This window comes from Streptomyces sp. A 4/2 (assembly GCF_940670765.1).
Taxonomy (GTDB): Bacteria; Actinomycetota; Actinomycetes; order Streptomycetales; family Streptomycetaceae; genus Streptomyces.
In genome coordinates this window covers 37837-51608 of sequence record NZ_CALNVW010000036.1, presented here as the reverse complement: position 1 = coordinate 51608, position 13772 = coordinate 37837, and the positions used below count along the sequence as shown (strand labels likewise).

Sequence of the window (13772 nt, the reverse complement as noted above, 5' to 3'; positions counted from 1 at the left end):
CGCCGGACGGAGCGATTACCTGCTCAGACGTTGACGCCGAAGTCCTGCGCGATACCGCGCAGTCCCGAGGCGTACCCCTGGCCGATGGCGCGGAACTTCCACTCGGCGCCGTTGCGGTAGAGCTCGCCGAAGACCATCGCGGTCTCGGTCGAGGCGTCCTCGCTGAGGTCGTACCGCGCCAGTTCGGAGTTGTCGGCCTGGTTGACCACGCGGATGTACGCGTTGCGGACCTGGCCGAAGCTCTGCTGGCGGCTCTCGGCCTCGTAGATCGAGACCGGGAACACGATCTTGGCGACATCGGCGGGAACCCCGGCGAGGTTCACCTTGATGACCTCGTCGTCGCCCTCGCCCTCACCGGTGAGGTTGTCACCGGTGTGCTCCACCGAGCCGTCGGGGCTCTTGAGGTTGTTGAAGAAGACGAAGTTCGAGTCGTTGGCGACCTTTCCGGCCTCGTTCGTCAGCAGCGCGCTGGCGTCGAGGTCGAAGTCACCACCGGTGGTGGTGCGCGCATCCCATCCGAGACCGACGACTACCGCGGTCAGATTGGGTGCGGCCTTGGTCAGCGAGACGTTGCCGCCCTTGCTGAGGCTGACTCCCACGAGTCCTCCCAATTGGTTTCGAGGGGCCGAGGAGTGGCCCTTGCCCCCGTTTGTACGTGGCATCGGATCAACGAATCGATCCTAGTGACGGGTTCCCGGACTCGGCAGACTCTTGACCGGCCGGTTCAGAGGGTGTCGAGCGCCTTCGTGTACTCGTTCAGGTCACGAGCGTCGGGCAGGCCGTTGACGACGGTCCAGCGGACGACGCCCTCCTTGTCGATGATGAAGGTGCCGCGCACCGCGCACCCCTTGTCCTCGTCGAAGACGCCGTACGCGCGCGAGGCGGCGCCGTGCGGCCAGAAGTCCGACAGGAGCGGGTACTCCAGGCCCTCCTGCTCCGCGAAGACGCGCAGCGTGTGGATGGAGTCGTTGGAGACCGCGAGCAGCTGCACGTCGTCGTTGACGAACTTCGGCAGCTCGTCACGGAGGGCGCACAGTTCCCCGGTGCACACGCCGGTGAAGGCGAAGGGGTAGAAGAGCAGCACGACGCTCTTCTCACCACGGAAGTCCGAGAGCCGAACCGTCCGGCCGTGGTTGTCCTTCAGCTCGAAATCCGGAGCCTTGGTGCCGACCTCGATCGCCATGAAAACGCATCCCTTCGGTGGGGCCATTCGAATGATGCCCAGCCTAGGCGCAGCCCCGGCGGCGGCGTACGCCCCCCGGGCAGCGCAGAGCCCCCGCCGGTGTGCACCGGCGGGGGCTCTCCTGGTTCAGGGCGACTCAGCGCTTGCCGGACCTTGCCACCTTCGGGGTGACCAGGCGGCTGCCCGTCCAGTCCTTACCCGCATTGATGCTCTTGGTCTGGGCCAGACCGGCGGTCTGAGATGCCTCGTTGATGTCGCTCGGCTCGACGTAACCGTCACGGCCGGTCTTGGGGGTCAGCAGCCAAACCGCGCCGCCGTCGTCGACCAGACCGATGGCGTCCACCAGCGCATCCGTAAGGTCGCCGTCCTCGTCGCGGAACCACAACACGACAGCGTCAGCCACGTCGTCGTAGTCCTCGTCGACGAGATCCAGGCCGGTGACGCTCTCAATACCCTCACGGAGTTCCTGCTCGACGTCGTCGTCGTAGCCGATCTCCTGGACCACTTGTCCGGGCTCGAACCCCAGGCGTGCTGCCTGATTGGTCCGCTCCTCCGCGTGGTCCGCGGTCGCGCTCACGGTTTGCCTCCTGATCGTTTTTGGGAAATGCACCAGCCACGCGCGGGCGCGGGGCGTTGGCGGTAGTCCACACGGGCGGGACCGATCGCGCAAGTACCCGGCCGCCGAGACAGCCTAAACGGTGACGTTTCCAGGCACCTCATCCCGACCTCAGGCAGGTTCGGAGGCCCTGCGGTGATTCATCCCACACCCTTCATCCGCTTTTGCGGGCATCTCCTGCGGACATCCGGGACACGCAGTGGGCCAATCGTGACCCGGCGGACTTCGGGAATGCTTGAGCGGTCCGGGCGTAAGATTGCGATTTGGCCGGACTCATCCGCTGCCTTCGGACGGGATGTCTCACCGAGTGGCGGTTACCCCTCGGTACAGATGACGTTTACGTCTTCGCGGTACACGATGGTGGCGGCGTACACCCGTATCGCACGACCACCCGTACTCGCACGACCGAACAGCGAAGGAACAGTGTGGCTTCCGGATCCGATCGCAACCCGATCATCATTGGCGGCCTTCCGAGCCAGGTCCCGGACTTCGATCCTGAAGAGACCCAGGAATGGCTCGACTCCCTCGACGCCGCCGTCGACGAGCGAGGCCGTGAGCGCGCCCGTTATCTGATGCTCCGTCTGATCGAGCGCGCGCGCGAGAAGCGTGTCGCCGTGCCCGAGATGCGCAGCACGGACTACGTCAACACGATCGCCACCAAGGACGAGCCGTTCTTCCCCGGCAACGAGGAGATCGAGCGCAAGATCCTCAACGCCACCCGCTGGAACGCGGCCGTGATGGTCTCGCGCGCCCAGCGTCCCGGCATCGGGGTCGGCGGCCACATCGCCACCTTCGCCTCGTCCGCCTCGCTGTACGACGTGGGCTTCAACCACTTCTTCCGCGGCAAGGACGACGGGCTCGGCGGCGACCAGGTCTTCTTCCAGGGACATGCCTCCCCCGGCATCTACGCCCGTGCCTACCTGCTCGACCGGCTCTCCGAGCAGCAGCTCGACGGATTCCGCCAGGAGAAGTCCAAGGCCCCCAACGGCCTCTCCAGCTACCCGCACCCGCGGCTGATGCCGGACTTCTGGGAGTTCCCGACCGTCTCGATGGGCCTCGGTCCGCTCGGCGCGATCTACCAGGCCCGGATGAACCGCTACATGGAGGCCCGCGGCATCGCGGACACTTCCAAGTCGCATGTCTGGGCCTACCTCGGCGACGGCGAGATGGACGAGCCGGAGTCGCTGGGGCAGCTCTCCATCGCCGCCCGTGAGGGCCTGGACAACCTGACCTTCGTCGTCAACTGCAACCTTCAGCGCCTCGACGGGCCGGTGCGCGGCAACGGCAAGATCATCCAGGAGCTGGAGTCGCAGTTCCGCGGCGCCGGCTGGAACGTCATCAAGCTGGTCTGGGACCGGAGTTGGGACCCGCTGCTCGCCCAGGACCGCGACGGCGTCCTCGTCAACCGGATGAACACCACGCCGGACGGCCAGTTCCAGACGTACGCCACCGAGAGCGGTGCGTACATCCGTGAGCACTTCTTCGGTGACGACCAGCGGCTGCGCAAGATGGTCGAGGGGATGACCGACGAGCAGATCCTGCACCTGGGGCGCGGCGGCCACGACCACAAGAAGGTCTTCGCGGCGTACACGGCGGCCAAGGAGCACAAGGGCCAGCCGACGGTGATCCTCGCCCAGACCATCAAGGGCTGGACGCTGGGGCCGAACTTCGAGGGCCGCAACGCGACCCACCAGATGAAGAAGCTGACGGCGGACGACCTCAAGCGCTTCCGGGACCGGCTGCACCTGCCCATCGCGGACAAGGAGCTGGAGGACGGCAACCCGCCGTACTACCACCCCGGCCGGGGCTCCGAAGAGATCCAGTACATGCACGACCACCGCAAGTCCTGCGGCGGGTACGTGCCGACCCGGGTGGTGCGCGCCAAGCCGCTGCCGCTGCCCGCCGACAAGACGTACGCGACCGCGAAGAAGGGTTCGGGGCAGCAGTCGATCGCCACCACCATGGCGTTCGTCCGGGTCCTGAAGGACCTCATGCGGGACAAGGAGATCGGCAAGCGTTTCGTGCTGATCGCCCCCGACGAGTACCGCACGTTCGGGATGGACGCGTTCTTCCCGAGCGCGAAGATCTACAACCCGCTCGGCCAGCAGTACGAGTCCGTGGACCGCGAACTGCTGCTCGCGTACAAGGAGTCGCCGACCGGCCAGATGCTGCACGACGGCATCTCCGAGGCGGGCTGCACCGCGTCCCTGATCGCTGCGGGATCGGCGTACGCCACCCACGGCGAGCCGCTGATCCCGGTGTACGTCTTCTACTCGATGTTCGGATTCCAGCGCACCGGCGACCAGTTCTGGCAGATGGCCGACCAGCTCGCGCGCGGTTTCGTACTGGGTGCGACCGCCGGGCGTACGACCCTGACCGGCGAGGGTCTCCAGCACGCCGACGGACACTCGCAGTTGCTGGCTTCGACCAACCCGGCCTGTGTGGCCTACGACCCGGCGTACGGCTTCGAGATCGCGCACATCGTCCAGGACGGTCTGCGCCGGATGTACGGCGAGACGGCGGACGGCAGGCCCGGCGAGGACGTCTTCTACTACCTCACCGTCTACAACGAGCCGATCCAGCACCCGGCGGAGCCCGCCGATGTCGATGTCGAGGGCATCCTCAAGGGCATCCACCGCTTCAAGCAGGGTGAGAAGGGCCAGATCCCGGCGCAGATCATGGCGTCCGGGGTGGCGGTCCCGTGGGCGGTCGAGGCCCAGCGGATCCTCGCGGACGAGTGGAACGTGAAGGCCGACGTCTGGTCCGCGACCTCCTGGAACGAGCTGCGCCGCGAGGCCGTGGACGTGGAGCGGCACAATCTGCTCCACCCCGAGGAGGAGCAGCTCGTCCCGTACGTCACACGGAAACTCTCCAGCGCGGAGGGCCCGTTCGTGGCCGTGTCGGACTGGATGCGCTCGGTGCCGGACCAGATCGCGCGCTGGGTTCCCGGTGCGTACCAGTCGCTGGGCGCCGACGGATTCGGCTTCGCCGACACGCGGGGCGCGGCACGGCGCTTCTTCCACATCGACGCGCAGTCGATCGTCGTCGCGGTCCTCACCGAACTGGCCAAGCAGGGCCGGATCGACCGCTCGGCGCTGAAGCAGGCCATCGACCGCTACCAGCTCCTGGACGTGACGTCCGCGGACCCGGGTGCTGCGGGCGGCGACGCGTAACGGGCCGGACCGTACGCGAGGGGGCGGCCGGGACCACGTGGTCCCGGCCGCCCCCTCCTTCTGCCTTCGGTCTCCGTCCGCCGTCAGTTCTCCCAGATCTTGAACGCCCTTACCTGGTACGGGGATCGGGGCAGCCACGTGCCGCCGCCCGGGTACGTCTCGAACTCACCCGTGTCCCCGCACTCCTGCGACTGGTACGTCGTGACGGGGCGTCCGGTGCGGTTGGCGAGGGATCCGACGGCCGTTCCTTTCGGGAGCGCCGTGCAGCTCTCGATGTCGAGGCCGGAGAGTTCGTAGGTGCGGCGGCTGCCCTTGAATTCGCCCTTCTCCCAGAGGCAGAGCTGGCCGGTCGCGCAGTCCCCCATCCGGGGCTGCGCGGCGGCCGGTGAGGTCTGCGGCGCGAGGACGGCGGCCGTCAGGATTCCGGCGGTGACGGTCGTACGGAGCAGGGCCCGGCGGGTGGCTTTCGTGGGCGTCGCGGCGTTCGTGGGCCGGGTGTTGCTCGTGGGCCGGGTGTTGTTCGTGTTCATGGTGCGTCCCCCGTGTCGTGCGGATCAGTTGACCGCAGCCTGGTCCGTGGCCCGGTACCGCCGGAAGGGGCCAGGGCGTACACCACCCTGATAGGCGACAGCCCCGCCGGAACGATCCGGCGGGGCTGTCGTGGCGCGAGGTTGACGTCAGATGTGGGCCGCGCCCGCGCCCGTTTCGGCGTTCTCGCCACGCTTGGTGAGCAGCGCGACGAAGATCGCCGCGGCGGCCACCACCGCGGCCACCAGGCAGGCCAGGCCCATGCCGGACATGAACGTGTCGTGCGCGACGGTGGTGATCTTCGCGGCGAGGTCCGCCGGTGCCTTGGGCGGCACCGGAGCCATGCCGACCTGGACCGCCTGCGAAGCCTGGTCCAGCTGGCCCGGACCGAACGGCGGAAGCTTGGCCGCCGCCCACTTCTCCGGCAGGGCGCTGTCGACCTTCGAGGCCATGACGGCGCCGAGCACCGCGGTGCCGAGGCTGCCGCCGATCTGCATACCGGCCTGCTGGAGGCCGCCCGCCACACCGGAGAGCTCCATCGGGGCGTTGCCGACGATGACTTCGGTCGCACCGACCATGACCGGTGCGAGACCGAGGCCCAGCAGCGCGAACCAGATCGACATGGTGAGGCCGGCGGTGTCGGTCTCCAGCGTGGACATGCCGTACATGGCGACGGCCGTCAACAGCATGCCGCCCGCGAGCGGGATGCGCGGGCCGAGCTTGGTGATCACCGCGCCCGCCAGCGGAGAGCCGACGATCATCATGCCGGTGAGCGGCAGGAGATGGAGTCCCGCGTCGACCGGACTCATGCCGTGCACGTTCTGCAGGTAGAACGTGACGAAGAACAGACCGCCCATGAAGGCGATGGCCATGAGCACCATCAGCACCACACCGGCGGACAGCGGCACGGAGCGGAACAGCGCCATCGGGATGAGCGGTTCCTTGACCTTCGTCTCCCAGAAACCGAAGAGGACGAAGCAGACCACCGAGACGACCAGGAACGTCCAGACCTTCGTGTCGCCCCAGCCCCAGGACGGGGCCTTGATGAGCGCCCAGACGAGACAGAACATGGCGGCCGAGAGCAGCAGGATGCCGAGGATGTCGAAGGACTTCGGCGCGTTCTCCGCGCGGTGGTCCTTGAGGATCAGCACACCCAGGACGAGCGCGGCCACACCGACCGGCACGTTGATGAAGAAGACGGACTGCCAGCTGACGTGCTGGACGAGCAGGCCGCCGACGATCGGGCCGCCCGCGGTGGAGGCGCCGATGACCATGCCCCAGATACCGATGGCCATGTTGAGCTTCTCGGCGGGGAAGGTGGCGCGCAGCAGCCCGAGGGCGGCCGGCATCAGGAGCGCGCCGAACAGGCCCTGGAGGACCCGGAAGGTGACGACCAGGCCCACGCTGTGGGAGAAGCCGATGGCACCCGACGCCGCGGCGAAGCCGACCACGCCGATGAGGAAGGTCTGCCGGTGGCCGAAGCGGTCACCGAGCTTGCCCGCGGTGATCAGGGATACGGCCAGCGCGAGGAAGTAGCCGTTGGAGATCCACTGGACCTGGGAGAAGGTGGCCCCGAGGTCCTTCTGGATGGCGGGGTTGGCGATCGCGACGATGGTTCCGTCGAGCGCGACCATCATCACGCCGATGGCAACGGAGAAGAGCGTCAGCCAAGGGTGGCCGCGGAGCCCCTTGGCCGGCGGTGCCGCAATATCCTGCGGCACCTTGTCGACAGTGGTCTGACTAGTCATACAAGTCAGAATAATGTCAGTCGCTGACAGTTGACCAACCATTTCGCCCGTCGGTAACTGTCAGGTAGCTCACAGGTAATCTATTCCCGCAAAACGGCGGAAAACGGAAAGAGGACCAGCAAGTGACGGTGGAGCAGACAGCACCCTCGACGCCCGACGCGCCGGGGGGACTGCGGGAGCGCAAGAAGCAGCGCACCCGCGAGGCCCTGCTGCGCGTCGCGCTGGAACTCTTCACGACGAAGGGGTACGAGCGGACCACCGTCGACGAGATCACCGAGGCCGTCCAGGTCTCCCAGCGCACCTTCTTCCGGTACTTCGCCAACAAGGAGGAGGTCGCCTTCGCGGTCCAGGACCTGGTGGAGTCCCAGTACTTCACGGCCCTGCACGCCCGCCCGCCGGAGGAGAGCCCGTTCGAGGCGATGCGCAACGCCGTGCTCGCGTCCTGGGACGACATCGGCCTGACGATCGAGGACGTCGTCCCCCTCGATCTGTACCTGCGCACCTTCCAGGTCATCGAGTCGTCGCCCGCACTGCTCGCCATCCATCTGCGCCGCTCCGCCGAGCTGGAGGACAAGATCGTCCACCTGATCGCGGCCCGCGAAGGACTCGACCTGGACACCGATCCGCGACCGCGGGTGGCCGTCGCCGCGTTCGACGGGGTGATGCGGGCGAGCGGCCGGGTGTGGGGCCAGGGGCAGGACGTCAGCATCGCCGCCATGCGGGAACTGACCGTGACCTACCTCGACCACTTCGGCCCGGCGCTCGCAGGGAACTGGCGTGCGACGGGCGCACACGGACTGTAGCCATCCGACTACATTCATGTTCTGAAACGTGAGGTACGTCACTGACTTCGCAAGCGCCGCTCCGCGTCTCCTAGGGTGGCGGGCAGTGACTTCCTTCGACTCCTCCCCCACTCTGACCGTCTGGCGCACGCTGCTCGCGCTCGCGGTGGTGTTCGTGATGCTGGCAACCACCGGCTGGACCGCCGTGCACCACCAGAGAACCGCCGGACCCCGCCAGGCCGCACTCACCGCCTGGGGCAAAGGCTCTCTGGCGGGGCACCCGCTGCCGCCGACGAGTGCGTCGCCGTACCGGCTGGCGCGCTTCTTCGCCGGGCTCACGGCTGCCGAGCGCAGCCGGCTCGCCGACCGCTATCCGTTGGTCGTCGGCAATCTGAACGGCGCCCCGGTGACCTTGCGTTACCAGGCCAACCAGGACGCGCTCCGCCAGGCACGCACCTCGGAGCGGCAGCGGCTGACCGATCCGTCGCTCAGCGAACTGGGCCATCAGGACGCCCGGCGCACGTACGACCGCTACACCGCACTGCTGCAGCCCGGCCGGCAGATCCTGGCGTTCGATCCGACCGGGACCGGCCGGGTGGCCGAGGTCATCGGCGATCTGCCGCGCGCCCGGCACATCTCGATCGTGGTGCCGGGCGTCGACACCAATCTGCTGACCTTCCAGAAGTCCAAGAACCCGTACACCGCTCCGGTGGGCATGGCGACCTCGCTGTACGCGGCCGAGCACAGCGCGGCCCCGGGTTCCCGGACCGCGGTCATCGCCTGGGCCGACTACACCACGCCCGTCGGGCTCGGCGTGGACGCGGCCATCGGACGGCTCGCGGCGGAGGGGTCCCTGCGGCTCCACGCACTCGTCGACTCGCTGCCCGGTGACGCGCCCGTCGCGCTGTTCTGCCACAGCTACGGTTCGGTGCTGTGCGGGGTCGCCGCCCATGACCTGCCCCCGCGCGTCACCGACATCGCCGTGGCGGGCAGCCCGGGGATGCGGGTCGAGAACGCGGGTCAGCTGGACACGGACGCCCGGGTGTGGGCGATGCGGGACAGCGACGACTGGATCCAGGACGTGCCGCACCTGGACGTCGGCGGCCTCGGCCACGGCGCCGACCCGGTCGCGCCCCAGTTCGGCGCCCGGATCGTCTCGGCCGGACAGGCGCACGGCCACACCGGCTATTTCGCGCCAGGTACCGAGAGCCTCCGCAACTTCGCCGCGGTGGGCACCGGCGAGTTCGACGCGGTCAGCTGCGCCAACGGCAGCGACACCTGTCACAGCTGACCGGTTGCGGACCGGCGGCCGGCGGGCCGCCGGCCGGGCCGGTCAGAGGGTGAGGAGCCGCCGGACGAGGTGGGCTGCGGTGTCGGGTCCGGTCTCCAGGACGACACGGCAGTGCGCACCGGGCTGCGGCGGATAGTCACGGAACTGGCCGCGCAGGTCGCAGATGGTCTGGCCGCGGCCGGGACCCCGGGTGTCGTCGACCACCACATCGACGACGGGCGCGAGGGTGGGCACCACACCTCCGACGGCGATGGCCGCGGCGAGGGGGTCGTGCAGGGCGCAGCAGCGGCGGCCGTAGGTGTCCCGGTGGAACTCGAAGTAGAGGTCGAGCATCTCGCCCAGGGCGGTCGGCAGCGGGCGGCCGGAGTCGAGCAGGAGCTGACGGTCGGCTTCTTCGAGGGTGTGCGCGAGGGTCACGTCGAGCGGGACGAGCGTGATGTCCCAGGGCGCGGCGAGGACCTCGGCGGCGGCCTCGGGGTCGTTGCCGATGTTGGCCTCGGTGACCGGGGAGACGTTTCCGCTCTGGTGGGCCGCGCCGCCCATGATGGTGATGTCCTTGACCAGCGAGGGCAGTTCGGGCTCCCGGCGGAGCGCCTCGGCGATGTTGGTGAGCGGGCCGGTGGTCAGCAGCCGCAACTTCCCCTGGTGGACGCGGGCGAGATGGATGATCAGGTCCGCCGCGTGCCGGGGGACGGCCGGCCGGGTGGAGTCGGGGACGGTGATGTCGCCTATGCCGTTGTGGCCGTGGATGTGCGGGACAGCACCGTTGTAGGTACCGGCCTGGGGATCGGCGGCGCCGACGGCGACGGGGATGTCGTCCCGGCCGGCCAGCTGGATGAGCGCCAGGGTGTTGCGGGCCGCCTGCGCGGAGTCGACGTTGCCGCTGACGGTGCCGACGCCGACCAGTTCGATCTCCGGGGAGGCCAGCAGGTAGGCGAGGGCCATCGAGTCGTCGATGCCGGTGTCGCAGTCGAAGTAGAGCGGCTGGGCTGTCATGGCGGTTCCTTGGTGTCGGTTGCGGATGGTGCGGGACCCGTCGGCGGGACGGGTCAGTCCTCGCGCCGGGTGATGAAGAGGCTGGTGGCCAGCGCCAGGACGGTGATACCCACGGAGATCCACAGGGCGGTGCTGTAGCCGCCGAGGGTGCCGCGGGTGGCGTACGGAGCGACGAGGCCGATGCCGATGCTCGCGCCGGTCCCGAAGGCGGCGCTGTTGAGGCCGGGCAGCGCCGCGGGCGCGTCCTTGGGTGAGTTGAGGACGCCCAGGCCGTTCAGCGTGGTCAGGACGAGGCCGTTGTACGTGATGCCGAGGAAGGCGACCGCCGCGAAGACGGTCCACTTCTGCAGCGGGAAGGCGGCGATCACGCACAGGCCCACGATGCTCAGTACGAGGCCGACGCGGAGGGTACCGAGCCAGCCCTTCCGGTCGGCCAGCCATCCCGCCATCGGGGCGGCGGCCAGGCCGATCAGCGCTGCCGGGGTGAGGAAGAGCAGGGACGATTCCGTGGCGGACAGGCCGAAGCCGGTCTCCGGGTTCTGGCTGATGACGACGACGGTGAAGTTGATGACCGCGAAGATCCCGGACAGGACGACGACGGTCGTCGCGATGACGGGCCACACCTCACGGGACTTGAGGTGGCTCAGGGCGATCAGCGGGGTGGTCCTGCGCCGCTCGATGAACCCGAAGGCGACCGCCGAGACGACGGTGCCCGCCAGGTATCCGAGGGTGCTCGCGCTGTCCCAGCCGTCGGCGAAGCCGTGCGAGACGAGATAGGTGACGCAGTACAGGGCGATCGACAGGGCGCCGGCGCCCCACCAGTCCATCCGGCCGGCCGTCACCGGCGGACCGTCCTTGGGCAGGACGAGGGCCACGCAGCCCGCCGCGGCGATTCCGACGACCAGGATGACGGCGAAGATCGACCGGTAGCCGAAGGCGTCGGAGAGCCAGCCGCCGAACAGGCCGTCCACACCGCCGACACCGCCGTTGATCGCGGTGATCACGCCGAGAGCGGCGGCGAAGACCTTCTTGCTGAGCCGCTCGTTGAGGACGACGTACGCGATCTGGAAGGCGGAGCTCGACGCACCCTGGAGGACCCGGCCGGTGAGCAGGACCGGCAGGTTCGGGGCGGCGATGCACAGGATCGTGCCGACGGTGGTCACGGCCAGGACCGCGAGGAGTATCCGGCGGCGCCCCCAGAAATCGCTGACGCGGCTGAGGACGACACCGCAGATCGCTCCGGCCAGGAAGAACAGCGAGGAGACCTGGGAGATGTCCCCCACGCTCCCCCCGAGTGCCCGCGCCATCTCCGGCAGTGCGGGGGTGATCATGCTGGCGTTCAACTGGTAGGCGATGACGCTCAGCAACAGCGCCGCCACGAGAGCGGTCACCTTCCCCCCTTGCAGGGGTGCTTTTCCACCGTTTTCCAGCTGGTTTGCGTCTCTGAGTCCTGGACTGCCTGTGTTCACAAGGAACCTCATCGTTACATTGAGTCACACTGTTGGCTGATGTGAGATGTTATACCTCTCGGTCCGACATGCGTCTAGTGTGTGAATTCTGGTTAGATGGAGCCGACTACCAGCCCGTAGCGAAGCGAGGTGTGCCTTGGCTGTCACCGTCGACGGTTTTCTGGCCGAGCCCATGACCGTTCCCGTCGGACAGCCGCTGCGGGTGGCGGTCTACTCGCGCCTCGCGCACGGCATCCGCGACCAGGTCTTCCCCCTGGGCTCGGCCCTGCCCAAGGAGGTCGACCTCGGCGTCGCCCTCGGGGTGAGCCGCACGGTGGTGCGGGAGGCGCTCATGCTGCTGGAGGAGGACGGGCTCATCCGCACCCGTCGCGGGGTGGGACGCTTCGTCAGTCAGGTGCTTCCGCGTCCGGGCCTGGAGCAGCTGCAGCCTTTCGAGGACACGCTCGCCACCCCTGGACAGCCCGTGCGCCAGGAGCGCGTGGAGATGGCCCTCCAGCGGACCACCGACTTCGTCATGAACGGCCTCAAGCTCGACGAGGACAGCAACACCTGGTTCTGCGAGACCCGCCTGCTCCGCGGCGAGGAGCCGCTGGCCCTGGTCCAGGAGCACATCCCGGCCGGTTCGGACCTCCGCGACCTCTCCCCCGTGGTGGCCGCCCGCATGCAGGAGCTGCACGACACCGACCGCACTCTGCTCAGCGCCATGACGGGCATGCTCGGCCCGGTCTTCGGTCCCGGCGAATGCACGGTCACGGCGGGCATCGCCGGAGCCACCCGCGGCAAGCTCCTCGGGCTGCGCCCGTCCGATCCGGTCCTCGTCCTCACGCAGACCGCGATGTTGGCCGGAACCCCGGCCTATCTGGCCAAATACCTCGTCGCCCCCACCAGTGACCCGCTCTCCATCCTCCAGCAGCCTCAGCCCGGCGCTGCCCCCACGCGCCCCTGAAGGCAACCGCGGTCAGCCTGGTCCCGGGCGCTCCACGCGCGTGGACCCCAGGTGAATCAGGTACGGCGCCGAGGGGCGACGCGCGGGCGCACGCCCCCTACGATGTGGCACATGGGTGATGTGCTGGCCGGAAATCAAGCCACCTGGGAGTTCGCGAGCGACTCCGTGCTCATCCGCTTCGAACGGGGGATTCGCACGCCGAAGCTCTTCCAGGCGCTGCGTCAGCGACGCATCCCCCACGAGGCGTTGGAGTCCGTGACGCTGACGGGGGGCAGACGCGGGACGGTGATCCTGCGCGCGGTGCCACGCGTGGGCGCCGACCCCTTGATGGAGGCGGCCTCCGGGCAGCTGAAGGAGGGGTGCGACCCGTACCGCCTGGTGCTGCCCGCGGCGCGGGAGCCCCAGGCCTCGTACTACGCCGAGGAGTTGGCCACCCGGCTCGTGCCGGAGGCGAAGGAACCGGCCGAGCGGTTCCTGGTCGCCGCGCCCGAGGCGCCGCGCCACTTCAAGGCGTACGACGGCAAGGCGTCCTTCGACGGCGCGCAGGTCTCCTTCCGGTGGTCCCGGACAGGCGCGTCGTCCGCCAAGTGGAAGTGCGGCGACCAGAACTTCCCCGTGTCGGAGCTGACCGGTGTCGACTGGCGCTCCCCGGATGCCGTCGACGGCTACCTGCGGCTGCGGCGGCACGGCGAGGACGGTGTGGAGCAGGCGGATCAGGACCCCTCGGCGGTCGTGTTCGGCCTCGGTTACGGACCGGTGCACGAGTCGCTGCCGTTCGCCGCAGCCGTCCTGGGGGCGGCCCGCCACTCACGCCCGGCGCCGGTGCCCGCCGCCGCCGGGCGGTGCGGTCCCGCGGAGATCGCGGAGCGCATACGGCATTTGAGCGAGCTGCACCACTCCGGCCTGGTCACCGACGACGAGTTCACCGCGAAGAAGGCGGACCTGCTCGCCGAGTTGTGACGGCCCGGTGCACGACAGCGAGCGTGCTCCCCGCCGTACGCCCGCCCCACGCCGGAGGGGGCCCGCACACCACGGGCCCC

12 protein-coding genes are annotated in these 13772 nt (G+C 68.9%); 5 read left to right on the top strand and 7 right to left on the bottom strand.

What is annotated here, in order from left to right; translation table 11 throughout:
* Positions 1-23 precede the first annotated feature (23 nt).
* The 3 genes from NBY69_RS26615 to NBY69_RS26605 all read right to left on the bottom strand — a co-directional run bounded on the left by NBY69_RS26615 (position 24) and on the right by NBY69_RS26605 (position 1760).
* On the bottom strand, positions 24-599 hold the full coding sequence (locus NBY69_RS26615) for a TerD family protein (protein ID WP_250304143.1): 576 nt from the start codon (positions 597-599) through the stop codon (positions 24-26).
* Between the two features lie 125 nt (positions 600-724).
* Positions 725-1183, bottom strand: a complete 459-nt coding sequence (locus NBY69_RS26610; protein WP_250304141.1) for a peroxiredoxin — start codon at positions 1181-1183, stop codon at positions 725-727.
* A gap of 136 nt (positions 1184-1319) precedes the next feature.
* Positions 1320-1760, bottom strand: a complete 441-nt coding sequence (locus NBY69_RS26605) for a DUF3052 domain-containing protein (RefSeq protein ID WP_250304138.1) — start codon at positions 1758-1760, stop codon at positions 1320-1322.
* Between the two features lie 464 nt (positions 1761-2224).
* Here NBY69_RS26605 and aceE point away from each other — a divergent pair, with 464 nt between their 5' ends.
* Positions 2225-4972 (top strand): pyruvate dehydrogenase (acetyl-transferring), homodimeric type, encoded by a 2748-nt coding sequence (gene aceE / locus NBY69_RS26600; RefSeq protein ID WP_250304136.1) that lies wholly within the window; start codon positions 2225-2227, stop codon positions 4970-4972.
* An 83-nt stretch (positions 4973-5055) separates the two neighbouring features.
* Here aceE and NBY69_RS26595 read toward each other — a convergent pair whose 3' ends face one another.
* Entirely contained in the window at positions 5056-5502 is a 447-nt protein-coding gene (locus NBY69_RS26595) for a peptidase inhibitor family I36 protein (RefSeq protein ID WP_250304134.1), read from the bottom strand.
* Between the two features lie 147 nt (positions 5503-5649).
* A complete protein-coding gene (locus NBY69_RS26590; protein ID WP_250304133.1) occupies positions 5650-7248 on the bottom strand; it encodes an MFS transporter in 1599 nt (532 codons plus the stop codon).
* A gap of 122 nt (positions 7249-7370) precedes the next feature.
* Here NBY69_RS26590 and NBY69_RS26585 point away from each other — a divergent pair, with 122 nt between their 5' ends.
* The gene (locus tag NBY69_RS26585; protein WP_374211343.1) at positions 7371-8051 is read left to right on the top strand and encodes a TetR/AcrR family transcriptional regulator; all 681 of its coding nucleotides are present in this window, start codon (positions 7371-7373) and stop codon (positions 8049-8051) included.
* Positions 8052-8136: 85 nt separating this feature from the next.
* On the top strand, positions 8137-9321 hold the full coding sequence (locus tag NBY69_RS26580) for an alpha/beta hydrolase (protein ID WP_250304131.1): 1185 nt from the start codon (positions 8137-8139) through the stop codon (positions 9319-9321).
* Positions 9322-9363: 42 nt separating this feature from the next.
* Here NBY69_RS26580 and NBY69_RS26575 read toward each other — a convergent pair whose 3' ends face one another.
* On the bottom strand, positions 9364-10317 hold the full coding sequence (locus tag NBY69_RS26575) for a nucleoside hydrolase (protein WP_250304129.1): 954 nt from the start codon (positions 10315-10317) through the stop codon (positions 9364-9366).
* 53 nt (positions 10318-10370) lie between these two features.
* Entirely contained in the window at positions 10371-11708 is a 1338-nt protein-coding gene (locus NBY69_RS26570; protein ID WP_250304127.1) for an MFS transporter, read from the bottom strand.
* A gap of 214 nt (positions 11709-11922) precedes the next feature.
* On the opposite strand from NBY69_RS26570, the gene NBY69_RS26565 reads away from it, so the two are divergent.
* Both NBY69_RS26565 and NBY69_RS26560 read left to right on the top strand, forming a co-directional pair.
* Positions 11923-12732, top strand: coding sequence for a GntR family transcriptional regulator (locus NBY69_RS26565; protein WP_250304124.1), 810 nt, complete (start codon positions 11923-11925; stop codon positions 12730-12732).
* Positions 12733-12843: 111 nt separating this feature from the next.
* Positions 12844-13692, top strand: coding sequence for a DUF4429 domain-containing protein (locus NBY69_RS26560; protein ID WP_250304123.1), 849 nt, complete (start codon positions 12844-12846; stop codon positions 13690-13692).
* The last annotated feature ends 80 nt before the right edge of the window (positions 13693-13772 follow it).